This is a genomic window from Cupriavidus ulmosensis (genome assembly GCF_977008105.1).
Genome location: NZ_CDRMWP010000002.1, coordinates 2,366,565 through 2,388,593, shown reverse-complemented (window position 1 = coordinate 2,388,593; position 22,029 = coordinate 2,366,565). Strand labels below are relative to the sequence as shown.

Here is a 22,029-nt window from a genome sequence, read left to right as displayed (position 1 = left end):
GGTCCCCCGTCATTCACGTCTCAGGCTTCAGGCCGCCTTCGGCGCATTGCCGGCGGCGGCGGCTTCGCGGATCGCCGTGCGGATGCGCGCGTACGTGCCGCAGCGGCAGATGTTGCCGGACATCGCGGAGTCGATTTCCTCGTCGCTCGGGTTCGGGTTGCTCTGCAGCAGCGCCGTGGCGGACATGATCTGCCCCGACTGGCAATAGCCGCACTGCACCACCTGCTGCGCCAGCCACGCCGCCTGGACGCGCTTGCCGGCGTCGCTCTCGCCCACCGCCTCGATGGTGGTGATCTCGCGCGTGCCGATGCTCTCCAGCGGCGTCAGGCACGCGCGCGCCGGCGCGCCGTCGACGTGGATGGTGCAGGCCCCGCACAGGCCCATGCCGCAGCCGAACTTGGTGCCGGCCATGCCGACGAGGTCGCGCAGCACCCACAGCACCGGGGTGTCGGCTTCGGCATCGACGGTATGGGGCGACCCATTGATCTTGATGGTGTAGCTCATTCGGGAATCCTCGCGCGGCAGTGTGATGGGAAGGGCGGCGCTCCGCGGCCCGTGGCCGGTCCGCCCGTATTGCCGCCAAGGGTAGCCCGCCGCGCCGGGCGCGATAAGGGCGCTGCGGCTGGATAGGTCTTGAAGCGCTGCTTTATGGCGCGCCGGGCTATCCGCCCAGGTACATGCTCCGGTCCGCTCCCGGCGCGGGCACCGGCGCCTGCGCGGCGGCCGGCGCGGGCGGCGTCGACGGCGTGGCGGATGTGGACGGCGGCAAGTCCGGCTCCAGCGGGTCTTGCGGGCGCGGCGCGCCGGCGGCATAGCGCTGGCGGCGCGGCGCGTCGTCGGCCTGCCGTTGCTGGTAGAGGCGCAGGCTTTCCCGCGCGTTGCCGATGCCGCCGCGCTGCCGGGCCAGGTCCAGCTTTTCGCGGCGCTGCACGCGGCTGGGGTCCTGGCGGTCGAGCGCGTCGGACGCTTCGAGGAAGCGGCGGTCGGATTCGCTGAGGTACGGATACTGCATCAGCCGGTCGCGGATCGCGGCCAGGTGGCTGGCTTCTTCCTCGAATGCCTTTTGCTGCTCCCTTTGCTGCCGGCGCTCGGTCTCTTCCTGCTCTTCCTGTTTTTCGTGCGCGTAGGCGGCGCGCTCGGCCATCGGGACGTGGCCCGCGGCGCGCAGGCGCTGCAGCGCCGCGGCGGCGTCCGCGCGCTCGCGCGGCGTGGCGCGGGGATCGTTGGCGGTCCGGTAGAGGGCCTCCACGCGCTCCTTGATGGTCGCCGTGCTGGCCGCCGGGCAGGCGGCGTCGGCCGGCTCGCAGGCGGTGGCGAACCAGCCGAAGCCATAGTGCAGGACCACGAGCGCGATGCAGATCACCAGGATGCCGGTAGCCGACAGCGCCAGCAGCCCGCCGGCAGGCGCGCCGTCCCCGGCGCCCCTCGCGGCGGCGGCCCTGGCTGCCGCCCGCTTCGATACCCAGATTCTCTTGCTCATGACTCGCTTTGTCCGACCCCGCGCCCGCTCTGCGGTGGGCGTCGGCCATCATAGCATCCGGGCCGGGCAATCCACTGCGCCGGCCGGGCGGGGGTGCCCGCCGACCGGCGCGGTGGACTAGGTTCCGGTCAGGCGCCGGCGGACAAAGGCGATGTGCTCGCGCAGCACGTAGAACTGGTCGGCGTAGGCCAGCGGCATCTTGAGCCGGTTGACGGCCGCCTCGATGTGATCCAGGCGCGCGATCAGCGAGGTTTTTTCTTCCTCGGTGGGATCGACTATCGCCACGCGCTCGATCTCGATCAGGGCGCCGTACCAGCGGTAGATGCGCGACTTGACGCGCCAGGTGTAGAGCGACGGCACCACCTTGAACGCCGGGATCAGCAGCACGATGATCGGCAGCACCACCAGCAGCGCGCGGTCGGCCAGGCTGGCCAGCCAGAACGGCAGGTGGCGGTAGAGGAAGCCCTTGCCGGAGGCGTAGTAGCGCGTGGCGTCGTCGCTGAGCGGGAACTCGTGCACGGTGGCCGAGGGGAACTGCCCCGCGCCCTGCAGCAGCCCGGCCTTGCCGTGGACCTCGCGCGCGGCCTCGATCAGCAGGTCGGACAGGGCCGGGTGCAGCGTGTCGCGCGCCACCAGCTCCACCGTGGGGCTGATCAGGTGGATCGGGCGCGGCGGCAGGTTCTTGCCCAGGTCCAGCACGCCGGCGGGCAGTACCAGTTGCTGCAGGTAGAGAAAACGCCGCGTGTAGGCGTCGGCCTGGGCGAAGTCCAGCAGGCGCACGCCGGGCTCGCGGAACAGCTTGCGCATGGTCGGCCCGGTGGCGGAGTCGCCGGTGAGCATGGCCACGTCGATCCTGCCGTCGAGCAGCGCCTGCGCGGCCTCGTCGCCGTCATAGGAGATCAGCGTGGCGCTGCCGCCGGGCTCGATGCCGTTGGCCTTGAGCAGGGTCAGCGCCAGCGCGCGGGCGCCGCTGCCCTCGCGGCCGATGGCGATGCGCGCCGTGCGGAAGTCGGACAGCTTGTGCCTCTCCCGGCCGCGGTACAGCACGCTGATCGGCGCGTAGAACATGCTGCCGAGCGAGACCAGCCCGTCCTTGTCCACGTCGCCGGAGACGCCGCCCTGGACCAGCGCCACGTCGACGGACTGCCCGCGGTCGGCCAGCCGCTTCACGTTCTGCTGCGAGCCCTCGGAGGCCAGCACGTCGAGGCGGATGCCGTTGCGCGCGAGGATCGCGCGGTACTGCTCGGCCGCGTTCCAGAACGAGCTGTCCTTCGGGCCGGCGCTGATGGTCATGGTGTTCGGCGGCGCCGGCTGGATCAGCCACACCGCCAGCCACGCGGCGGCGATGCAGAACACCACGGCGGGCCCGAACGAGACCGCCAGGTCGCGCCACGAGATGGCGACGAAGCGGGCGCCCAGGCGGCGGATGTCGGGCTTGGCGAGCCTGGCGGTCCGGGACCGTGGCGTGGCACCGGGCGTGGCGTCGGGTGGCGTGGGCTGGTCTTGCCCGGAGTCTGGCGTCATCGGCTCGCGTGCGGGGAAGGGAGCGCCCGATCATAGCACCGGCACCGGCGCGCCTCCCGCGCGTGGTGCCGGTCGGGATCGACCGTCCCCCGCATTGCCCGCCATACCCCTCGTCAGACGCATTGTGCAGCGGCCTGATTCGTGCCGCCTGCGGGTTTTCTTCACGATATCGCTTCGACATTAAAGAACCGCGGCGTCAGGCCGATAACGGGGACTTGCAAGGCGCCCTGCAAGAGAAGGCGCCGGTTGAAAAACCGCCGCCGGCCCATCCGGGCAGACGGTGCTCCGCGCACCGGCGCGCAGAGCGGATCCTTGATACGAGACTGACGACCATGAACCGAATCAACAGGCTGCTGCCTCCCACCATGCTGGCGGCGGCGCTGCTCGCTGCCGCCTGCAATTTCCCGGGGATCGACGGCGGCGGCGCCGCGCCGACGGTGGCGCAGGTGCAGGCCACGCTCGCCGACAAGAACTTCGGCCAGGCCGCGGCGCTGGCGGACCAGCTGACGGCGGCGGACCCCAAGAACGCGGATGCCTGGATGGCGGCGGCCGAAGCCAAGGCGGCCGTCGGCAGCCGGCTGGGCGCGCTCGCCGCGCTGGAGACCGCGCTGGCCAACGGCATGCGCGACGGCGCGCGCATCGACGCCAGCCCCTATCTCGCGCCGCTGCGCTCGTCCAGCGAATACCAGCCGCTGCTGCAGCGCTTCAGCGTGACCAGGCAGGCGGCAGCGGCGGGCGACACCGCCATCGAGCAGACCGCGGCCGGCATCGAGGCGCGCGCCGGCGATGTGTCGGTCAAGATTTCCAACTGATTCCAGCACCCAGAAACATGAACGCTTTCAACAAGACGCTGCTGTGCGCGGCAATCGCGGCCGTGGTGGCCGCGCCGGCCGCGTACGCGATGGACATCGAGGCGCGCGGCGTCGGCACGGCGAAGATCTCCGAAGACCTGAACTCGGTGCGCACCTCGGCGCTGCGCCAGGCCAGGCGCAATGCCGTGCTGGCGGCGCTGGACAAGGTGGTGGGCGCCGGCACCAGCAAGAACCCCGAGGTACAGGCCAGGCTGGACGACCTCGTGGTGCAGGTGGGCGAGGAGTCGTTCTACGGCGCCACGCCCAGCTCGGCCGACGGCGAGTACCGCGTCAGCATCACGCTGCGCATGGACGACAAGGCCCTGCGCACGGAGATCAGCGACCTGGGCCTGGCCCTGAACACCACCACCACGCGCAGCCAGCCGATCCTGGTGATGATGGACGAGTTCTTCACCACGCCGACCAACCTGCGCGCGCCGCTGGAAGAACTGACCGAGTTCCGCCACGAGGAGGGCGCCAGCTACAACGAGAAGGAAGCCGCTTCCAGCGCGAGCAAATCGGCTTATGCCGCCAGCAGCAAGGCCGCCTATGCCTCCAAGGAGCAGGCCGCCTATGCCGTGAAGGATGCCTCCGCCGGCCGCGTCAGCGCCGCGCGCGACACGCAGGTGGCGGGCGCCGCGCAGGACGGCTACGGCGGCCAGGCCGCGGTAGCGGGCCGCGACAGCGCGCGCTACGACGCCGCCAGCGCCAGCAGCCACCAGGCCGCGGGCGCGGCCTCGCGCCAGGTGGCGGCGGCCAGCAGCAGCAACGTGGCCGCGGCCTCGTCGTCGCAATCGGCATACGCGCGCAACGTCAGCGCCGAGGACCACAACAACACCTACTTCCGCAAGCTGGTCAAGTACCAGCCGCAGAACACCGGCCCGGACAAGAAGAACTACACCTACAACGAGCTCAAGGGCCAGCTGGGCGACCTCGACATCAAGGTGCTCGACAACGCCATCTTCAAGAGCAAGTACTTCGGCAACCGCGCCATCACGCTGGACCAGCTCGAGAACGGCGCCGAGCTGGCCAGGTACGTGGACTTCGCGCGCCAGGAAGCCACCGCGGACTACCTGATGATCGGCTCGTCGGTGATCTATGACCTGGGCGTGGACCGGAACTCGGGCCAGCCCGCGTGCACGGGCGTGGCCAGCACCAAGACCTTCTCCACCAAGACCGGCGAGGACATCGGCTCGGCCACGCAATCGGAAACCGCGACCGGCGTGTCGTCCGACGATTGCCGCGCCCGGCTGGCCGTCAAGCTGGCCGGCAGCCTCGGCAACCAGGTGGGCAAGCGCATCCAGGAGTTCGCCAAGAAGCGCACCATGTACGGCGCGGAGTACGTCATCCGCCTGACCGGCGGCAATCTTTCGCTGATGAGCCGCACCGCCTTCAACCAGGCGCTCAAGAACGTGCCGGGGCTGGACAAGGCCGTGCAGCGCCAGGCCGGCGCGAGCCAGCTGGAGGTGGTGGCGACCTACAAGGGCAGCGACCCGCTGGACCAGGCCGTGGCGATGGCCCTCGGCGGCAATCCGCTGTTCGCCGGGCTCGACTCGATGGTCGACGGCAACATCGTCACCCTGTGCATGAATGGCTGCGGCAAGCCCAAGGCGGGACGCTGAGATGCGCCGGCATATCGCGGCGCTCGGCGCCGCCATCGCCGCGGCCGCCGGCTGGGCCGGCCACGCCGCGGCCGCGCCGGCGGCGGGCCTGTACGTGGTCCCGGGCATCTTCTTCGACGACGGCGCCGCGGGCGCGGGCAGCAGCAAGGTCGACCCGGCCTTCCGCCCCGCGCTGGACGTGAAGCAGGCGAGCGCGCTGCTGCAGGAGCGCGCGCAGGCCCACTTCAAGGCGCTGGCGCCGGACCTGGACAGCAAGAACCGCCTGCGCACGCTGGCGCTGTCGGTGCAGGTCACGCGCGTGTCGCGCTACCGGATCGACAAGAGCGACGGCACCACCGACATCTACCTGCCGATCACGCTGAGCGTGTATTTCAGCAACCCGATGACCGGCGAGGTGCTGCAGTCGTTCAGCCAGACCCGCTACGACGTGCTGACCGTCGCGCAGGCGCAGGGCGCCGCCGGCATCGATGCCAAGGTGGCCGCCGCCTACCGCGCGGGCTTTGCCGCGCTGCTGGACAGCACGCTGGCCGCCGCGGCCGCGCAGTTCAACCCGTACGTGGTCGAGACCCGGGTGGCCGACACCTGGCGCGGCTTCGTCATCCTGGACCAGGGCTACCAGGCCGGCATCGGCAAGGGCGACGTCCTGAACGACGGCGAGTCCGAGATCCGCGTGGAGTACGCCGGCCAGCGCTATGCGGTGGCCGTGCCGGTGCTGGGCGCGCCCAGGGATGGCGCGGTGTTCAGCCGCGCCAACACGATGGCGCTGTCGGACGTGCGCAAGCCGCGCGTGCTGGCGCTGGTCAGCGACGGCAACCCGGACTTGTCGGATGCGGTCAGCACCCAGCTGTTTACCGACAAGCTCGGCAGCGGCGCGCCGTTCGCCACGCTGCCGCTCAACGCCAACTTCAGCCAGGTCCAGGCGTCCATCGACAGCCACACCAGGATCGGGCACGAGGTCAGCGGCAGGCGCGCGCTGCCCGACTATTTCATCCGCATGGTGGTGCCGCCGGCGCGCCACTACGAGCTGCCGACCAACCTCAGCTACAAGGCCCGGCAGAGCTACCAGGCCTGGGTCTTCGCGGAGCTGCTCTCGCGCGACGGGCGCGTGCTGTACGCGGCCGACGTGAGCCAGCGCATCGACGACACGGTGACGGACAAGTCGGGCTTCAACGCCGCCGACCGCCGCGAGGTGGTGCTGAAGAACGCGCTCAACGAGCTGGCCGAGCGCTTCGGCAAGGAGGTCCGCTTCAAGCCGCTGTCGCTGCAGGTGAGCGGGGCGGCCGGCGACAACTTCGAGGTCGACGATCCCGGCATGAACCTGCAGATCGGCGACACCATCCGCACCTATCGCAACGCGGGCCGGCCCGGCGGCATTGCCGAGGACGCGCTGGTGCCCACCTGGGAAGCGAGCGTGGTCGGCCGCGACGGCGCGCGCGTCACGGCCTCGCCGGTCCTGCCGGTGGCCGGCAAGCCGCCCCGGCCCGCGGCCGGCGACCTCGTGCTGTTCGACAGCGTGGCCAGTGCCGGCGCGTCCGGCCAGCGCGTGGCGTATTGCCCGGCGCAGAAGAGCCAGGTGGGCTCGGTGGCGCTGGAGCGCTTCGACTGGCTGGCCTACGCCAGCGCCGCGCAGGCGCCCGTGGTCATGATGAACCCGGGGCTGGCCGCGCTGGTGAAGGGCAAGGTCGGCGGGCAGTCCGGCTTTGCCGGCAATCTCGAATTGCGCCCGGGCGCCTACGACAAGTGCCTGGAAGCGCTGTACCGCATCGACCCGAAGGAACGGACCTGCGACGACGGCATGTGCGCGCAGGGCTATGGCATCCGCCTGGCCTACCGGCAGAAGGCGGGCGGCAGCGCCGCCGGCCAGGCCATCCTGGAGCACGCCTTTACGTCGAACGGCTACCCGGCCGCGGCGGACGCCGACAACGTCGGCGTGCTGCAACGCATCGACCTGGACAAGGACACCCGCGCCGGTCTCGATGCTGTCATGAAGCAATTGCTGAATCCCAACTAAGGAAAACACGCTGTGAAAAAAACATCCGCACTCCTGGGCGCCCTGATGGCAGGCATCCTGCTGACCTCCACCGCGCCGGTCATGGCGTTCGGCCTGGGCAACCTCGCCGCGGCCATCCCGGGCGTGGGCGGCGGCACCTCGGGCGCCGCCGTGTCCGCGGGCGACATCGATGCCTTCATCCAGACCGCGCAGGAAGCCGACCAGATGATCGGCACCTCCAGCCGCCACATCTTCAAGGCGGTGGCGAGCAAGCAGGACATCGCCGAGCAGGAAGCCCGGCTGGCCACCGCCAACGCCATCGCCGACCCCGCCGAGAAGGCCGCGGCGATCAACAAGATCCGCGACGACGAAGCCACCGCGCTGCAGAAGTCGCTGGCGAGCCAGGAAGTGCAGGACAAGCTCAAGACCATGAACCAGGCGCAACTGGCCTCGTTCGGCAATGCCGCCTTCACCTTCATGCTGGGCGTGCTCAAGGACAAGCAGCTGGCCGAAGGCAGCACCGCGCTGGTGTCGGGCGTGACCTCCAACCCGACCCTGCTGCCGCGCCTCGGCGCGCTCAAGGATGTGGTCACGTCGGTCGGCGCGCAGGCGGTCAGCACGGCGAAGATCGGCGAAGGCCTGCTCAAGCTGGCCAAGTCCGGCAAGATCGCCGCGCTGCCGGCATCGGCATCGGAAAAACCGAAGAAGGTCGACGACATCTAAGCCGGATTCCCGCCTGTCGCCTGGACCGCGGCCCGGATGCCTTGCGCATGCCGGGCCGTTTTTTTTCAGCCCGCGAGCTTTCCGCCGAGGATGCCGATCAGCTCGGGCACCGTGGCCTGCGGCCGCTCGCCGCCGGCGGCCTGCTCGTAGGTGCCCAGCACGGCCTCGGCGGTGGCGCGCGCGGCGCCGAGTTCGCGCGCCATCGTGGTGTAGTAGCCCATGTCCTTGCGCGCGTTGGCCAGCGTGAAGCGGAAGCCCGAGTCGTCCCCCGATTCGATGTAGGGACGCAGGCGATCGAGCACCACGCTGTCGCCGCCGCCCGTGGACAGCACTTCCAGCAGCACGGCCGGGTCGACCTCGGCACGCCCGGCGCAGGCGGCGGCTTCGGCGAGCACGGCGGAGAAGCCCAGCGAGACGTAGTTGTGCAGCAGCTTGAGCCGGTGGCCGGAGCCGGTGGGGCCGGCGTAGACGATGTTCTCGGCGAAGCAGGCCAGCAGCGGGCGGCATTGCTCGAACAGCGCGCGCTCGCCGCCGACGATCAGGTTGAGGCGGCCCTCGGCGGCTTCCCTGGGCGTGCGCGTCATCGGCGTGTCGAGAAAGCGGCCGCCGGCGCGCGCCACGGCCTCGGCGATGCGCACGGTGGAGGACGGAATCGCGGTGGAGCAGTCGATCACCACCGTGCCCGGGCGCAGGCCGGCCAGCACGCCGTCGGCGCGGAACAGGGCGTCCTCCACTTCCGGGGTGCCGGTCACGCACAGGATCACGGTATCGGCGGCGCGCGCCACCTCGGCCGGCGTGGCGGCGGTGACGGCGCCCGCGGCCAACAGCCGGTCCAGCGGCTGGTTGCCGGGGTGGTCCAGCAGCACCAGCGGGTGGCCGTGCCTGGCGAGGTTGGTGGCGATGCCGTGGCCCATCATGCCGATGCCGATCATGCCGATTGTCTTCATCTTGTCTCCGTGTCGTGCGGGCTGGTCTTGTATTCGACGCATCCGCTACTGTACCCGGAGCATGAAGCGGCGGGGCCGCGCCAGGCCTTGGTCGCGACCATCATCGCCGCCTGCGGGCAGGGATCGTTGAAGACGTCGCCCGGGCAGCAGAAGCGCCGGCGGCTGCCGGGCGCGGCGCGAAATTTCCCCCAGGAAGTGTTATTGCCGCCGCCGGCGGCGGCATGGAGACTGTCGGCACTTCACGGCCGGGGACGGGAATGATGGCAATCAGGGGACAGGGCAATGCAGCCGCGAACGGAGCAAGGCGTGTCGCGCGCCTGCGCGGCCACGCGGCGCGCTTCCGGAAATTCGTCAGCGCGTGCCTCGCGCATGACGGTTTCCTGCCCGACGTGATCGTGGCCTGCGCGGGACTGCCCGGCGACGAGGAAGAAAGCTTCACGCTGCATACCGCCGTCGGCCGCCTCTACGCGCAGTTCGGCTTCGCGCAGTGGGACGGCCATCTGGTGGGCAGGTACCGGTTCTCCCGCTTCCTGCTCGGCGACGACCTGAAGGAGCGGCTGGTGCCGTTTCACGCGATCCTGATCGAGCAGGAAGGGCGCGCCACCTTTGCCGAGGACGGTTTCTTCGAGTGGGAGATTCCCGATGCCTTCCGCGCCGACAGCCATCACGGCCAGGCGCTGACGCGGACCTTGCTGGAGGCCTACCAGGCGTCGCTGCCGGCGTTCGAACGGCCGCGGTAGCTGCCTGCCGCCGCCTGTCCCCAAGGCGCTTCCGGGGCGCTCCGGGGCAAGGCGCCGCCGCGCCATGTTGCCCGCCCAATCCCCTTGCTGCGATACTGCCTGTCTCATGACCCGCCGGCCTGCGCGGCGGTTTTCCGGGAGACGGCGATGGCGCAATTGCGGTTCCACGAACTGCCGGCGCAGGAGCGCGACGCGTTCGCGTCGGCCTGCGCGCTGCACGGATTTGCCCAGGAAGATTTCGAGGTCAGCGCGGCGGCGGCGGGGGACGGCGATGCCGGCCGGCCGCCGCGCCGGATCGCGGTGGTCCGCGTGACGGGCGGCGAGGCGCGCGAGTACCGGGACGGCCCGGTCAGGTGGACGGAGGCTTTCGAGCGCGACCTCGCGCGGGACGTGTTCGGTTTTCCGCTGGCCGATTAGCGGGCCGGATATCCGGCCTTCAGGACGACTGGCCTGCCGCGCGGCGCCGCGCGCTTGCCGTGCCGGCGGCCGGCGCCGGGCGGCGGATGGCTTCTTCGAGCGCATCGGCCAGCGCGCGCGTGCGGCGCTCGGCGAGCTGCTGCCGCGTGGGTTCGCCGCCGGGCTGCGGGCGGTTGCCCGCTGGCGCCGCGTCGGTCAGGGATTTCGGTTTCCGGATCATAGGGCTCGGTCCAGGATCTGCCGTTACCGGCAAGGTTGCATGCCGACAGGTACGGCCACGGGCGCATTGTGCGCCCGGGCGGCATGGCGCGGCTCCCTCTCGTGGGAGTAAGCGCGAAGGACTATTGACGCGGCCGGGCCATTCCGGGTACGCCGCGCCGGCCGGGAAAAACGGGGCCGCGCGCGTCGCCCGCGGCCTGCGAAGCCCCAGCCATGAGGCTACCTCCCTGTTGCGCGATGCCCGCCGCCCGGCCGGGCCGCGCGCGATGTCGCGATGCCGGTGGCGCGCAGGAATCGTGCCACGCGCCGCGCGGGGCACAGCCCGCTTGCGGTCGACTTACACGCCCGCGGCCCGGCGGGATTTCCGGCCGCGGAGGCACGCCTGCGGCGCGCATTCGCCCGCGTGGCGGTGCCGGCACCGGGCATCCCTGATTTTCCGATCGATGTAAAAAAGCGCTTCGCGCCACGAGCGGCCGGCGGGGCGCGGGCAAAAAAAATGCCCGCAGGGAAATGACTCCGGGGGCATTGAAGAAGTGACATGGGCGAGAGGCTTTCCCGCCCGAACGCAGTGTCTCATTCCCGGCCCCGCTTGACGCCCCCAACACCGTAGGGTTTGTGCTCTGCCATTTGCTTGACTTGGATCAAAAAGTGAAGCAGGCGCCAGTGGCGTCGAGGCGGCCACGCCGGGTCCGTCGCCGGCCACGAGGACGATGGGACGCGGACGCCGCCCGAATTCTGCCTATGATGAAGGCTTGCCGCCGATGGCCGCGCCGCACGCAAAGGCCGGGTCGCCGCGCCGACGCGCGCGGCGCCGTGGCGTCCACCGGAGCCTGTCCATGCCGCTTGTGCAGACCATGCCGGACGTACCGGCCGCGCGCGCGGTGCGCAGCGACATCCCCGCGCGGCTGGACCGGCTGCCGTGGTCGCGCTGGCACTGGCGCGTGGTGGCCGCGCTGGGCGTGGCGTGGGTGCTGGACGGGCTGGAGGTCACGCTGGTGGGCTCGCTCGGCGGCGTGCTCGAGCAGCCCGAGGGGCTCGGGCTGGATGCCGCGCAGGTGGGTTGGCTCGGCTCGCTGTACGTGGCGGGCGCGGTGGCCGGCGCGCTCGTGTTCGGCCGCCTGGCCGACCGCTTCGGCCGCAAGACGCTGTTCCTGGTGACGCTGGCGGTGTACGCGGCGGCCACCTTCGCCACGGCGTTTGCGCCGGGCTTCGGGTTCTTCGCGGTGTGCCGCTTCCTGACCGGGCTGGGCATCGGCGGGGAGTACGCGGCCATCAACTCGGCCATCGACGAACTGATTCCGGCGCGCGTGCGCGGGCGCGTCAACCTCGCCATCAACGGCAGCTTCTGGCTGGGCGCGGCGCTCGGCGCGGGCCTGAGCCTGCTGCTGCTGGACCCGCGCGTGCTGGGCCCGGCGCTGGGCTGGCGCGCCGCCTTCGCGCTGGGCGCGCTGCTCGCGGTGGCGATCCTGCTGGTGCGGCGCGACGTGCCCGAGAGCCCGCGCTGGCTGCTCCTGCACGGGCGCGCGGACGAAGCCGAGCGCATCGTCGCCGCCATCGAGGCGCAGGTGCGGGCCCGGTGCGGCGCGCTGCCGGCGGCGGCCGGCAGCATCGCCCTCGCGCGGCGCGGCGCGGCCACGCTGCGCGAAGTGGCCGGCGTGCTGCTGCGCCGCTACCGGCTGCGCAGCGCCGTGGCGCTGGCGCTGATGGTCTCGCAGGCGTTCTTCTACAACGCCATCTTCTTCACCTACGCGCTGGTGCTCACGCGCTTCTACGCCGTGCCGGACAACCGCGTGGGGCTGTACATGTTCCCGTTCGCGCTCGGCAACGTGCTGGGGCCGCTGCTGCTCGGGCCGCTGTTCGACCGCGTGGGGCGCCGCCGCATGATCGCGCTGACCTACGTGCTCTCCGGCGTGGGGCTGGCGCTGACGGGCTGGGCCTTCATGCAGGGCTGGCTCGATGCGCGCAGCCAGGCGCTGTGCTGGTCCGCCGTGTTCTTCCTGGCGTCGGCCGCGGCCAGCTCGGCCTATCTCACGGTCAGCGAAGTCTTTCCGCTGGAGACGCGCGCGCTGGCGATCTCGGTGTTCTACGCCGTGGGCACGGGCAGCGGCGGCTTCGTCGGGCCGCTGCTGTTCGGCACGCTGATCGCCAGCGGCAGCCGCGCCGCCGTGGCCGCCGGCTACGGCATCGGCGCGGCGCTGGTGATCGTCGCGGGCCTGTTCGCGCTGCGCTATGCGGTCAACGCCGAGCGGCGGGCGCTGGAGGACATCGCGCCGCCGCTGTCCGCGCATGGCGGGCACGAACGGGAATAGCGCCGCCGCTTCAGGCCGGCGCCGCCGGGTCCTTGCGGCGGAATGCCGCCTGCGCGGTGGCGATCACGCGGCCCTGGCTGTCGGTGACTTCGGCGTGGGAGAAGAACACGCGGCGCCCGCCGCCCACGCGGCGGCCCACTACGGTAAGCAGCTCCAGCTTCCCGGAGGCGACGTAGTTGACGTTGAGCGAGATGGTGGTGGCCGCGCGCCGCACGCCGCCTTCGGGGAACAGGCCGGCATAACCGCCCGCGGCATCGAGCAGCGTGGCCAGGATGCCGCCCTGGACCACGCCGGTATTGTTGAGATGCGCCGGCTGCGGCGTCAGCGACATGCGCACGAGGTCGGGCTCCCATGCCACGATGGTCACGTCGAGCGATTCGAGGAAGGGATTCTCCAGTGCCCAGGCAGGGCTCGCGGGCGTGTCTTGGGTAGGCTGGGCGGGGGTCTGGTCGGACATGGCTTGAAGCGGGGGGCGTTCGGTTGGCATGGCCGTCATGATAGCCGGCGGCGGCGGGCGGGCCTTCATATCCTCGAGAGGCAGGCTTCGCCGCCGGAGAGCGTGGCGCGTTTGTCCGCGCCGCCGCCTGGCAATGTTCGGCACCGCGCGCGCTCAGGGCAGCGCGCGCAGCGCCAGCAGCCCGCAGCCGCCGAGCGCGCCGCTCCAGCCCGCCGCGCGCAGCGCCAGGGCGGGCGCGCAGGACAGCAGCACCACCACCGGCAGCGCGCCCAGCGTCAGCATGCCGACCCAGGCCACGGTGCCCATCGGCCAGCCCTGTTCCAGCACGCACGCCGCCAGCGCCAGGGCCAGCGCGGCCCAGCCCAGGCCGTGCAGGCGCACGCGCTCGGCGGTGCCGGGCACGCTGCCGCGGCCGTTGCGGTCGGCATAGTGCCGGTCGAGTGTCTGGCTCAGCGTGCTGAAGCCGCTGAACACCAGCGCCAGCGCGGCCAGGAAGGCGAGGCCGTTCATGTCGCCCCCTTGGCGTCGCGCGCGCCATGCGGCTGGCGCGCTGCGGGCACCGCCTTGCGCGCCGCCGTGCGGCGGCCGAGCACCCACGCCGCCGCGCCCAGCGCGATGCCCAGCGCCAGCACCGTGAGGTCGAAGCCGGCCACCGCGGCCGGCCCCTGTCCCCGCAGCAGCGTCGCGCCGAGGTGCGTGTCCGTGGTGAGCGCGTTGAGCACGGGAATGCCGGCGAGCATCAGCGCGCCGGTCCACAGTTGCGCGCGCCACATGGCGCGCGCGGGGTGCAGCTGCGCCAGCACCGCGGCCACCGCCCAGGCGGCGAAGAACGTGCGGATCTCGGCGTCGGGGCGGTGGGCCATCGCCACCGGCAGCAGCCGGTTGGCCCAGAAGTAGGCCGCGAACGCGATCGGCAGGCCGGCGATGGCGCCGATGTTGAGCGCGTCCACCAGCCGCAGTCCGAACGAGGGGCGGGCGCCGGCGGCCAGCGCCTTGGCCTGCCGCTGGCGCGTCTTCACGCCCCACAGCAGCGCGCCGGTGGCGACCATCACGCAGCCCGACAGCCCGCTGACGAAGAACAGCGCGCGCAGCAGCGGCCCAGCGAAATGCGCCTCGTGCAGGCCGACCATCACGCCGCGCGTCTGGCTGGCGGGTGCCGGCGCGTCGCCGTTGGTGGCGACCAGCTTGCCGGTGGCGCCGTCGAAGCGCATCGACGGCTCGTCGACGGACAGCGCGCCGGCGCTGCCGCGCGAGATGGTGACGGTGGCGTTGGCGTCGCCGGCCAGCGTGATCGCCACGCGGCTCGGTCCGGCGCCGTTCCAGTGCCGCATGGCCTGCGCGACCAGCGGCGCCACCGGCACCAGCGGCGCGGCCTGGCCGCTGGGCTTGCCCAGCGGCGCGCGGCCGAAGGCTTCGTTGTTGAAGGCCTGCAGGTCGCCGCGGTAGGCCGTCTGCACGCCCCACGGCATGTACATGAACATCAGCGTCACCAGCCCGGTGTACGTGATCATCAGGTGGAACGGCAGGGCCAGCACGGCGGTGGCGTTGTGCGCGTCGAGCCACGAGCGCTGGCCCTTGCGCGGGCGGAACGTGAAGATGTCCTGGAAGATGCGCCGGTGCGTGATGACGCCGCTGAGGATGGCCACCAGCATGCACATCGCGCACGCGCCGATGATCCAGCGCGCCCACAGCGGCTGCATGTAGTACAAGTCGAAGTGCAGCCGGTAGAGGAACTCGCCGCCGCGCGTGTCGCGCACGGTGCCGAGGAAGGCGCCGGTGGCGGGGTCCAGCGTGCGGCTTTCGAAGCGGCCGCGGCTGCCGCCGATGCCGGAGCCGGGCTCGCCGGGCGCGCGGATCCACAGCACCTGCGTCACCGGGCTGCGCTCGTCGGGCAGGCTGATGAACCAGCGCGGCGAGCGCGGCGCGTTGCGCTGCAGGAACGCCACCGCGCGGGCGGCGGCCTCGGCGGGCGGCACCGGCGCGGCCGCCGCGCGGTGCAGCTCCGGTTTCATCCACAGCGAGATCTCGTCCTTGAAGTAGCTGGCCGTGCCGCCGCAGAACACCAGCAGCAGCACCCAGCACACCAGCAGGCCGGACCAGCCATGCAGCCACGCCATCGACTGGCGCAGGCCGGCCCTCATGCGCCGCTCCGCACGGCGGCCAGCGCGGCCGCGAGGATGGTGCCGAGGACGGCGGCGGCCACCGCCAGCCCGGTCCACGCGCGCCATGCGCTGCCCACGGCGAACACCCACAGCACGGCGCATGCGTACAGCGAGAACGACAGCAGCGTGGCGGTCATCACCGCCTCGGCCGGCGGCATCGGCAGCACCACCGCCAGCAGGCCGGTGGCCAGCGCCGCCAGCACGTAGCCGCCGCCGATGGCGGCCACCACGCGCGAGGCCACGCCGAGGCGATAGCGGCCGTTGCGGCTCAGGCGCATGCGCGCGCCTCCGGGGCGGCCGTGCCGGGCACGACAGTTGTTCGCGAGGCGGTGGAAATGAGGCGAGGCATTGGCTATATGTCCTATGGAGGCGGCAGCGTTGCGCGGTGGCCGGCCGCCGCGCGCAAGCCGCATATGATAATCGTTCTCATTTGAATTGTGTGATTTCCAGCAGCTTCGCGGTGGCTTTCGCGCAGGGGGAGAGGCCGCTCGCGGCCGCCGCCCGGCGGGCATTCGTGCCGTCCGGGGAGGCGGCTTCCGCGCTCGGCTATCATGTGCGAGCTTCAGGGTCAGGGGTGTGCGCAGAGCGCCGCATGATGAACCGTCTACCCGCATCTTCTATTGGTTTTTAATCGTGTCTACCGCTATCGCCCCCGCTGCTTCACCGGACCCTTCATCGGACCTTCCTTCGGACCTTCCTTCGGACCTTCCTCCGGCCGTTCCCGCCGATGCCTCGGCCGACGTTTCCCCCGACGTGAAGAGAGTCGCCGCCATTGTCTGGATCCGGGTCCAGATGGAGCGGCTGGGCATCACCGCCGAGGACATCGAGGCCGCGCTCGCGGCAGCGGCGCCGGCGGCGGGTGTGGAGGGTGTGGAGGATGAGGCGGTGGATGCGCCGGCAGCGGAGCAGGCGCCTGCGGCGGCCAGGCCGGCCGCAACGCTGGTCGTGGAGCCGCTCGGCCCGACCGCCGGCCTGCTGCCGGCGGCGCCCGTCACCGCGCCGCCGGCGACGCCGCGGCAGCAGCGCAAGAAACGGCTGGGCCAGCAGAACGCGGCCAACGCCCAGGCGGCGCTGGCTATGCCGGCCGCGGCGCCGGCCGAGGTTTCGGCGCAGCCGGAAGCCGGAGGGAAGATCGAGCGGAAGGATGAGCGGATGAGTGCGCGGGCAGACGCGCCGGCCAGCCGGCCGCCGCGCGAGGCGCAGGCCGAACCGGCGCCGGCCGCCGCGCCCTCAGCCGCACCTTCCGCCACCCCCGCGCGCCGCTACCGCAACGCCGAAGGCCAGGTGTGGGACGGCGAGGGCGCGATGCCCTCATGGCTGGTGCGCGCGGTCAATGCCGGCCAGTCGGTCGAGCATTTCCGCGTGAGCTGATCCGCGCGTCGGCGGCAGGCCGGTAGCCTGCCGCCGCGGCGTTCGCGTCAGCCCTGCTCGTTGCGCAGCACGCGGCAGCGGATGAACGCGCTTTCCTGGTCCAGCGCGGCCACCAGTTCGGCCGACGGCGCCTTGTCGAGATCGGTCACCACATAGCCCATTTCCCCGCGCGTCTGCAGGTGCTGCGCCACGATGTTGACGCCGTCGCGCGCGAGCAGCGTGTTGAGCGCGGCCAGCGCGCCCGGCGCGTTGCCGTGCACGTTGAGCAGCCGCGCCGGCGAGGTCAGCGGGCCCGGGCTCACCTCGGGGAAGTTGACCGCGCCGACGGTGTCGCCGGTGCGCAGGAAGGCGATCAGCTTGGTGGCGACCTCGGTGCCGATGTTTTCCTGCGCCTCTTCCGTGCTGCCGCCGATGTGCGGCGTCAGGATGGCGTTGGGCACGCCCTGCAGCGGGCTGGTGAAGCGGTCGGCGTTGGTCTTCGGCTCCTCGGGGAACACGTCGATGGCCAGGCCGGCGATGTGGTTGTCGTCGCAGGCCGCGCGCAGCGCCTCGATGTCCACCACGGTGCCGCGCGAGGCATTGATGAGGATCGCGCCGCGCTTGAACTGGCGCAGCACGGCGGCGTCGATCATCTTCTTCGTCTGCGCGGTGGCCGGCACGTGCAGCGTCACGATGTCCGCGTGCGACACCGCGTCGGCCAGCGAGCGCGCCGCGCGCGCCGAGCCCAGCGACAGCTTGGCCTGCACGTCGTAGTACACCACCCGCATGCCCATCGCCTCGGCCAGCACGCCCACCTGCGAGCCGATGTTGCCGTAGCCGACGATGGCGATGGTCTTGCCGCGCGCCTCGAACGAGCCGCTGGCGCCCTTGGCCCACTTGCCCGCGTGCGCGAGCGTGTTCTTCTCCGGCACGCGGCGCAGCAGCAGGATGGCCTCGGCGATCACCAGCTCGGCCACCGAGCGCGTGTTCGAGAACGGCGCGTTGAACACCGGCATGCCCGCGCGCGCGGCCGCGTCGAGGTCGACCTGCGAGGTGCCGATGCAGAAGCAGCCGATGGCCAGCAGGTGGCGGGCGGCCTCGATCTCCGGCGCGCCCAGGTGCGTGGCGGAGCGGATGCCGAGGATCTGGTGCGCCTGCGGCGCGCGGTGCAGTTCTTCGCCGGCGAGCGCGCCGCTGCGGCGCTCCACGGTGACGAGCGCTTCCTTGAAGCGTTCTACGGCGGTGTCGTGGATGTTTTCGAGCAGGAGAGCAGAAGTCATGGCAATGGCGGGAGTGGCGGCAATGGCGGAAGCGGAGGCGGGCGGCGCGCGCGGTGCCGGGCGCGGGCACGGGGAGAAACCGGGACCGTCATGGTAACGCAGGCGGCTGCCGCGCACAGAACACCCACATTGCCGCCAATGGCAAAGGCGGTGTGCCTCGGGAGGCGCGCGGCGCCCGCTTACTTCGGCAGCAGGTCCTGCAGGTCGCGCAGCGTCGCGCCGCCGGGCACGCCCGGCGTGGCGGCCGGGTTGGCGGCTGCCTGGCCCGCGGCCGGGCCGTGCGCCACCACCGCGGCGCCCGCGCCGTCCGCCGCCACGGGCGGCCGGATGGGCGCGCCATGCACGATCACCGGCACCGCCGCCGGGTCCAGCCGGCCGTTCTGGCCCAGCGCGATCGGCGCGCAGCCGTTCAGGAAACCGTCTTTCTTCAGGTTGTTGGTGAGGTCGATGGCGAACACCGCGGCGCGTTCCTCGATCGGGATCGCCGTGGAGCCGCGGCTGAAGGTGTACTGGCCCTTCCAGACCGGGCGCCGCAGCCGGACGTCGGTCAGCGTGCTGGCGTAGCGGATCGACAGGCGCTGGCCGTAGGCGCTGAGCACGCCGCCGCCGCTGGAGATGGTGAGCAGCGCGTCGGCGTGGAACGCGCGCATGCGGCCGTTGATGGCGTTCGGGTCCAGCTCCAGGCCGGACAGCTCGTCATAGGCCGCCGCCACGCCGCACTGCCCGGCCACCTCGCGGAACTTGGCGGCGAAGGCCTGCGAGAAATCGCTGTCCCAGCCCATGCCGGTCATGCCCACCACGTACAGGCGCGTGGGTTTGCCGCTGTAGTCGGTGGCGCGCGTGGAGACGCCGACGGTCGCCGGCGCGCAGCCGCCGAGCAGCAGGGCGGCGGCCACGGCGGCGGCCGTGGCGGCGCGACGCATGGAATGCATGCCCGTGGACGGCGGGCAGGACAGGGAGGGCGTGCCGTGCTGTTTCACGTTATTTCACGTAGGAAAAGTAATAGGGGCTGGAGACCGAGCGCATCACGTAGCGCCCGCCGGCCTCGGTCAGCCGGTAGCACGTCTGCATGGTCCTGAACTTGGGGTTGTCCATGTCGATGCAGACCTGGCCGCTGTCCGGCTCGATACGGTAGCGGCCCGGCGAGTAGCCGCGGCTGACGGCATTGGTCACGTCCAGCTCGCCGCTCTCGCGGATGTTCAGCCACAGCGTGATGCCGGACGGCGCGGTGGCGTCCACGCGCCCGAGATGCGTGAAATGCGCGGCCAGCTCGGCGCCGGTCAGTTGCCGGTCCTGCGTGCCGGCCGGCAGCGGCTGCGGCGCCGGCGCCTGCAGCGCCCGCGCGGGCGCTGCAGGCGCCGCGGCCGCCTGCACGGCCGCGGCCTCGCTGCGAAAGCGCTGCAGCGCCAGCGCCGAGCGCGCCGGCACCTCGTCGATCCACTGCGCGGGCACGGCGAAATTGAGGTTCTGCGCGTCGGCGCGCATCAGGTAGGTGATGCCGATCAGCTGGCCGTCGGTATTGAACAGGCCGCCGCCGCTGGAGCCCGGCGAGATCGGCGCGGTGGTCTGCAGGCGCACCACGCGGTCGGCGGTGTCGCGGTTCAGGGAAGACAGCAGGCCGTCGCTCAGGGTCAGCTCATAGCCGCGCGGCGCGCCGATGGCATAGACCTTCTGGCCGACCTTGAGCGAGGCGAGCGGGGCGATCTTCACGGCCGGCGCGGCCAGCCCCCTGGCGTGGAGGATGCACAGGTCGCGCTCCACGTCGGCATGCACCAGGCGCGCGCTGTGCGCGGTGTTCTCGCGCCGGATGCCGATGGACTTGCCGTTCCTGAGCACGTGGCAGTTGGTGACCAGCTCCTCCGGCCCGATCACCACCGAGCTGCCCAGGCCGATGCGCCCGCCCTGGGCGTCGAACACGGTGACGACCCAGATGCTGGGCGACTCGCGCTCGTACAACTGCGCCGAATCCAGCGCCAGGCCGGGCAGGGAGATGCCGGCAGTCAAACACGAAACCGCGATGCGGCCCGCTATTTTTTTCGCCCGACCCATGATGTTCTTTTTGGTGACTGGTCCTGCCGGAATCCTTGCCGGAATTCTTGCGGCAATCTTCGCCGGCGCGCCGCCCGGTGCGGCCACCGCCCCGGCGATCCGGTCTTTCCCCCGCCCGCTGTTCCGGACCCGGCGGACGAGCGCGCGGGGTTGCCTATCATAAACGTTCCGCCCGCCGCGCTAAAGCTTTGTCGCGGCGGGCCGACAACAAACTGGCAGGAATCCCTCCCGCGCGTGGCGCCGCGGCTTTTTCCGGCCGGCCTGCCGGCATCCCGGCCACCCGCACCACCAACCGCAACCCGAAACAGGACGATTCACTCATGGATACTGCCATCGTCAGCGCGGCAAGCAACGCCGGTTCCGACCCGGTGCCCTTGCTGATGCTGCGCAAATCGCTGGACCTGCAGGCCGAGGGCGTGGCCGCGCTGCTGGCGTCGGTGGCGCCGGCCAGCGTGGCCGCCAGCAACCCGCCGCACCTGGGCCAGAACGTCGACATCAAGGTGTAACAAAGGCAAGCCCGGCGCCCGGGGTCGCACCCGGGCGCCGGCCCCCATTTCATGCTCCGCCGCCGTCGCGCTCAGAGCGACGGCCGCTGGCCGGTGGCGAGCTGCAGCGCCACTGTGGCTTCGGCCAGGTCCGCGCGCGACTGGAGATAGTCCAGGTAGGTCTCGTCGGCGGTGCGCTGCGCGTCGAGCAGCGCCAGCAGCGGCGCCGCGCCCTGGCGGTACGACTGGCGCATGCCGTCGAGCACGCGGTCGGCGTCGGCGCTGACCGCGTCGCGGTAGCGCCGGAAGTTCTCGCGCGCGGCCGCGAAGGCGAGCAGGGCGCGGCGGACTTCGGCCGCCGTCTTCAGTTCCGCCTCGCGCAGCGCCAGCATGGCCTGCGTGACGTCCGCCCCGGCCTGCACCAGCTCGCCGCGCTGCAGGCGCGACAGCGGCAGCGGGACCGACACCGACACGCCCAGCATGCGCGAGCGCGCCGTGCCGCCGCCATCGCCATCGCCGGGCGTGCCCGGCGCGAGCGTCAGGCCGAGACTCACGCTCGGGTCCACCCAGCGGTTGGCGCGCGCCAGCGCCGCGTTGTCGCGCATGTGGTCCAGCGCGGCGCGCGCGATGCGCACCTCGTCGCGCGCTTCCAGCGCCTGCGCGACCAGCGCACCGGCATCGGCGCCGGGCTCGTAGGCGGGGAAATCGCAGGCCAGCGGCGCACCGCCGAAGGCGTCCTCCACGGGCATGCCGAGCCGCACCGAGAGCGCCTGCATGGCCGCTCCCGCCGCCGCCCGCGCGGTGGTGACGCCGGCGGCGAAGCGGTCGCGCTCCACGCGCGACTGCGCCAGCTCCAGCCCGCCGATGTCGCCCGCCGCGCGCCGCGTCTCGTTGGCGCGCACCACCCGGCCCAGCGCCGCCAGCGCGGACTCCTGGCGCACCAGCGCGTCGCGGCTGCGGCAGGCTTCGGCGAAGGCCGCCGCGGATTCCGCGTACAGCGCGTTGCGGAACCCCCGCTCGCCGGCCTGCGCCAGGCGCAGGCCGCTGCCGGCGGCGCGCACGCGCGCGGCGCGCTTGCCGCCCAGCTCCAGCGCAATCTCCAGGCCCAGCTCATGCGTGCGCGGCGGCCGCGGCGTCACCGCGCGGCTGAGCTCGATGTTGCCCCGGCCATAGGTCAGCACCGGGTCCGGCCGCACCCCGGCGATGTCGATGCCGGCCCGCGCGCTGCGCACGGTTTCCTGCTGCGCGGCCAGGCCGGGATTCTGGCGCTCGACCACCTCGAGGAAATCGGCGAAGCGCACCGGCCCGGCCGCCGCCGCGCCGTGGGCCGGCATCAGCAGCGCGCACGCCAGCAGGCCCGGCAGGGCGAAGGGTCTGTGCTTGTTCTTGTGCTCGTACGTGTTCTTGTCGTTCATCCGGATTCT

General features: G+C 72.0%; 21 protein-coding genes and 1 pseudogene. 9 read left to right on the top strand and 13 right to left on the bottom strand.

Going from position 1 to position 22,029, the window contains the following annotated elements; translation table 11 throughout:
- Nucleotides 1-27: 27 nt before the first annotated feature.
- The 3 genes from ACWTPI_RS30270 to ACWTPI_RS30260 form a co-directional block, all read right to left on the bottom strand.
- Nucleotides 28-504 carry a (2Fe-2S)-binding protein gene (locus tag ACWTPI_RS30270; protein ID WP_454733591.1) on the bottom strand — a complete coding sequence of 159 codons (477 nt, stop codon included), beginning with the start codon at nt 502-504 and terminating at the stop codon, nt 28-30.
- A 157-nt stretch (nt 505-661) separates the two neighbouring features.
- The gene (locus ACWTPI_RS30265; RefSeq protein ID WP_454733590.1) at nt 662-1,480 is read right to left on the bottom strand and encodes a hypothetical protein; all 819 of its coding nucleotides are present in this window, start codon (nt 1,478-1,480) and stop codon (nt 662-664) included.
- A 117-nt stretch (nt 1,481-1,597) separates the two neighbouring features.
- A complete protein-coding gene (locus ACWTPI_RS30260; RefSeq protein WP_454733589.1) occupies nt 1,598-3,004 on the bottom strand; it encodes a TAXI family TRAP transporter solute-binding subunit in 1,407 nt (468 codons plus the stop codon).
- Nucleotides 3,005-3,336: 332 nt separating this feature from the next.
- On the opposite strand from ACWTPI_RS30260, the gene ACWTPI_RS30255 reads away from it, so the two are divergent.
- Genes ACWTPI_RS30255 through ACWTPI_RS30240 form a run of 4 tightly spaced genes read left to right on the top strand, consistent with a single transcriptional unit; the run spans nt 3,337 to nt 8,190 of the window.
- Complete coding sequence (locus ACWTPI_RS30255; RefSeq protein WP_020423803.1) at nt 3,337-3,816, top strand: hypothetical protein; 480 nt, start codon at nt 3,337-3,339, stop codon at nt 3,814-3,816.
- Nucleotides 3,817-3,833: 17 nt separating this feature from the next.
- The gene (locus ACWTPI_RS30250) at nt 3,834-5,477 is read left to right on the top strand and encodes a hypothetical protein (RefSeq protein ID WP_020423802.1); all 1,644 of its coding nucleotides are present in this window, start codon (nt 3,834-3,836) and stop codon (nt 5,475-5,477) included.
- Nucleotide 5,478: 1 nt separating this feature from the next.
- Nucleotides 5,479-7,488: a hypothetical protein gene (locus ACWTPI_RS30245; protein ID WP_454733588.1), complete on the top strand. Its 2,010-nt coding sequence runs from the start codon at nt 5,479-5,481 to the stop codon at nt 7,486-7,488.
- 12 nt (nt 7,489-7,500) lie between these two features.
- On the top strand, nt 7,501-8,190 hold the full coding sequence (locus ACWTPI_RS30240; RefSeq protein ID WP_020203393.1) for a hypothetical protein: 690 nt from the start codon (nt 7,501-7,503) through the stop codon (nt 8,188-8,190).
- 65 nt (nt 8,191-8,255) lie between these two features.
- On the opposite strand, the gene ACWTPI_RS30235 is transcribed toward ACWTPI_RS30240, so the two are convergent.
- Nucleotides 8,256-9,137, bottom strand: a complete 882-nt coding sequence (locus ACWTPI_RS30235; protein ID WP_454733587.1) for an NAD(P)-dependent oxidoreductase — start codon at nt 9,135-9,137, stop codon at nt 8,256-8,258.
- A gap of 257 nt (nt 9,138-9,394) precedes the next feature.
- Between ACWTPI_RS30235 and ACWTPI_RS30230 the strand changes: the two genes are divergently transcribed.
- Nucleotides 9,395-9,877: a hypothetical protein gene (locus ACWTPI_RS30230; RefSeq protein WP_020203391.1), complete on the top strand. Its 483-nt coding sequence runs from the start codon at nt 9,395-9,397 to the stop codon at nt 9,875-9,877.
- A 147-nt stretch (nt 9,878-10,024) separates the two neighbouring features.
- Nucleotides 10,025-10,294 (top strand): hypothetical protein, encoded by a 270-nt coding sequence (locus ACWTPI_RS30225; RefSeq protein WP_020203390.1) that lies wholly within the window; start codon nt 10,025-10,027, stop codon nt 10,292-10,294.
- Between the two features lie 19 nt (nt 10,295-10,313).
- On the opposite strand, the gene ACWTPI_RS30220 is transcribed toward ACWTPI_RS30225, so the two are convergent.
- Nucleotides 10,314-10,514 carry a hypothetical protein gene (locus ACWTPI_RS30220; RefSeq protein WP_020203389.1) on the bottom strand — a complete coding sequence of 67 codons (201 nt, stop codon included), beginning with the start codon at nt 10,512-10,514 and terminating at the stop codon, nt 10,314-10,316.
- An 835-nt stretch (nt 10,515-11,349) separates the two neighbouring features.
- Here ACWTPI_RS30220 and ACWTPI_RS30215 point away from each other — a divergent pair.
- Nucleotides 11,350-12,822 (top strand): MFS transporter, encoded by a 1,473-nt coding sequence (locus tag ACWTPI_RS30215; RefSeq protein WP_454733586.1) that lies wholly within the window; start codon nt 11,350-11,352, stop codon nt 12,820-12,822.
- Between the two features lie 10 nt (nt 12,823-12,832).
- Here the strand turns inward: ACWTPI_RS30215 and ACWTPI_RS30210 are convergent, their stop codons facing one another.
- From ACWTPI_RS30210 to ACWTPI_RS30195, 4 genes are all read right to left on the bottom strand, one after another.
- Nucleotides 12,833-13,279, bottom strand: a complete 447-nt coding sequence (locus tag ACWTPI_RS30210) for a PaaI family thioesterase (RefSeq protein ID WP_020203387.1) — start codon at nt 13,277-13,279, stop codon at nt 12,833-12,835.
- A 153-nt stretch (nt 13,280-13,432) separates the two neighbouring features.
- Nucleotides 13,433-13,789, bottom strand: coding sequence for a DUF3325 domain-containing protein (locus tag ACWTPI_RS30205; RefSeq protein ID WP_454733585.1), 357 nt, complete (start codon nt 13,787-13,789; stop codon nt 13,433-13,435).
- Complete coding sequence (locus ACWTPI_RS30200) at nt 13,786-15,420, bottom strand: PepSY-associated TM helix domain-containing protein (protein WP_454733584.1); 1,635 nt, start codon at nt 15,418-15,420, stop codon at nt 13,786-13,788. Before ACWTPI_RS30200 ends, ACWTPI_RS30205 begins: the two co-directional genes overlap by 4 nt.
- Nucleotides 15,417-15,719, bottom strand: coding sequence for a DUF3649 domain-containing protein (locus tag ACWTPI_RS30195; protein ID WP_059412552.1), 303 nt, complete (start codon nt 15,717-15,719; stop codon nt 15,417-15,419). The genes ACWTPI_RS30200 and ACWTPI_RS30195 overlap by 4 nt, the downstream gene beginning before the upstream one ends.
- Before the next feature lie 928 nt (nt 15,720-16,647).
- On the opposite strand from ACWTPI_RS30195, the pseudogene ACWTPI_RS30190 reads away from it, so the two are divergent.
- Nucleotides 16,648-16,812, top strand: a pseudogene (locus ACWTPI_RS30190) (H-NS family nucleoid-associated regulatory protein); the annotation flags it as partial.
- A 47-nt stretch (nt 16,813-16,859) separates the two neighbouring features.
- Here the strand turns inward: ACWTPI_RS30190 and serA are convergent.
- The 3 genes from serA to ACWTPI_RS30175 form a co-directional block, all read right to left on the bottom strand.
- The gene (gene serA / locus ACWTPI_RS30185) at nt 16,860-18,071 is read right to left on the bottom strand and encodes a phosphoglycerate dehydrogenase (protein WP_020203382.1); all 1,212 of its coding nucleotides are present in this window, start codon (nt 18,069-18,071) and stop codon (nt 16,860-16,862) included.
- A gap of 179 nt (nt 18,072-18,250) precedes the next feature.
- Nucleotides 18,251-19,003: a hypothetical protein gene (locus tag ACWTPI_RS30180; protein ID WP_454733583.1), complete on the bottom strand. Its 753-nt coding sequence runs from the start codon at nt 19,001-19,003 to the stop codon at nt 18,251-18,253.
- Between the two features lie 49 nt (nt 19,004-19,052).
- Nucleotides 19,053-20,075, bottom strand: coding sequence for a S1C family serine protease (locus tag ACWTPI_RS30175; protein ID WP_454733582.1), 1,023 nt, complete (start codon nt 20,073-20,075; stop codon nt 19,053-19,055).
- Between the two features lie 365 nt (nt 20,076-20,440).
- Here ACWTPI_RS30175 and ACWTPI_RS30170 point away from each other — a divergent pair, with 365 nt between their 5' ends.
- Nucleotides 20,441-20,626, top strand: coding sequence for a YjfB family protein (locus ACWTPI_RS30170; protein ID WP_020205827.1), 186 nt, complete (start codon nt 20,441-20,443; stop codon nt 20,624-20,626).
- 71 nt (nt 20,627-20,697) lie between these two features.
- On the opposite strand, the gene ACWTPI_RS30165 is transcribed toward ACWTPI_RS30170, so the two are convergent.
- Nucleotides 20,698-22,020, bottom strand: a complete 1,323-nt coding sequence (locus tag ACWTPI_RS30165) for a TolC family protein (protein WP_454733581.1) — start codon at nt 22,018-22,020, stop codon at nt 20,698-20,700.
- Nucleotides 22,021-22,029 lie beyond the last annotated feature (9 nt).

What these genes read in the sequence shown, in the direction of transcription:
- ACWTPI_RS30270 (WP_454733591.1), bottom strand. Translation starts at nt 504, where the DNA reads ATGAGCTACACCATCAAGATCAATGGGTCGCCCCATACCGTCGATGCC.
- ACWTPI_RS30265 (WP_454733590.1), bottom strand. Translation starts at nt 1,480, where the DNA reads ATGAGCAAGAGAATCTGGGTATCGAAGCGGGCGGCAGCCAGGGCCGCC.
- ACWTPI_RS30260 (WP_454733589.1), bottom strand. Translation starts at nt 3,004, where the DNA reads ATGACGCCAGACTCCGGGCAAGACCAGCCCACGCCACCCGACGCCACG.
- ACWTPI_RS30255 (WP_020423803.1), top strand. Translation starts at nt 3,337, where the DNA reads ATGAACCGAATCAACAGGCTGCTGCCTCCCACCATGCTGGCGGCGGCG.
- ACWTPI_RS30250 (WP_020423802.1), top strand. Translation starts at nt 3,834, where the DNA reads ATGAACGCTTTCAACAAGACGCTGCTGTGCGCGGCAATCGCGGCCGTG.
- ACWTPI_RS30245 (WP_454733588.1), top strand. Translation starts at nt 5,479, where the DNA reads ATGCGCCGGCATATCGCGGCGCTCGGCGCCGCCATCGCCGCGGCCGCC.
- ACWTPI_RS30235 (WP_454733587.1), bottom strand. Translation starts at nt 9,137, where the DNA reads ATGAAGACAATCGGCATGATCGGCATCGGCATGATGGGCCACGGCATC.
- ACWTPI_RS30230 (WP_020203391.1), top strand. Translation starts at nt 9,395, where the DNA reads ATGATGGCAATCAGGGGACAGGGCAATGCAGCCGCGAACGGAGCAAGG.
- ACWTPI_RS30225 (WP_020203390.1), top strand. Translation starts at nt 10,025, where the DNA reads ATGGCGCAATTGCGGTTCCACGAACTGCCGGCGCAGGAGCGCGACGCG.
- ACWTPI_RS30220 (WP_020203389.1), bottom strand. Translation starts at nt 10,514, where the DNA reads ATGATCCGGAAACCGAAATCCCTGACCGACGCGGCGCCAGCGGGCAAC.
- ACWTPI_RS30215 (WP_454733586.1), top strand. Translation starts at nt 11,350, where the DNA reads ATGCCGCTTGTGCAGACCATGCCGGACGTACCGGCCGCGCGCGCGGTG.
- ACWTPI_RS30210 (WP_020203387.1), bottom strand. Translation starts at nt 13,279, where the DNA reads ATGTCCGACCAGACCCCCGCCCAGCCTACCCAAGACACGCCCGCGAGC.
- ACWTPI_RS30205 (WP_454733585.1), bottom strand. Translation starts at nt 13,789, where the DNA reads ATGAACGGCCTCGCCTTCCTGGCCGCGCTGGCGCTGGTGTTCAGCGGC.
- ACWTPI_RS30200 (WP_454733584.1), bottom strand. Translation starts at nt 15,420, where the DNA reads ATGAGGGCCGGCCTGCGCCAGTCGATGGCGTGGCTGCATGGCTGGTCC.
- ACWTPI_RS30195 (WP_059412552.1), bottom strand. Translation starts at nt 15,719, where the DNA reads ATGCGCCTGAGCCGCAACGGCCGCTATCGCCTCGGCGTGGCCTCGCGC.
- serA (WP_020203382.1), bottom strand. Translation starts at nt 18,071, where the DNA reads ATGACTTCTGCTCTCCTGCTCGAAAACATCCACGACACCGCCGTAGAA.
- ACWTPI_RS30180 (WP_454733583.1), bottom strand. Translation starts at nt 19,003, where the DNA reads ATGCATTCCATGCGTCGCGCCGCCACGGCCGCCGCCGTGGCCGCCGCC.
- ACWTPI_RS30170 (WP_020205827.1), top strand. Translation starts at nt 20,441, where the DNA reads ATGGATACTGCCATCGTCAGCGCGGCAAGCAACGCCGGTTCCGACCCG.
- ACWTPI_RS30165 (WP_454733581.1), bottom strand. Translation starts at nt 22,020, where the DNA reads ATGAACGACAAGAACACGTACGAGCACAAGAACAAGCACAGACCCTTC.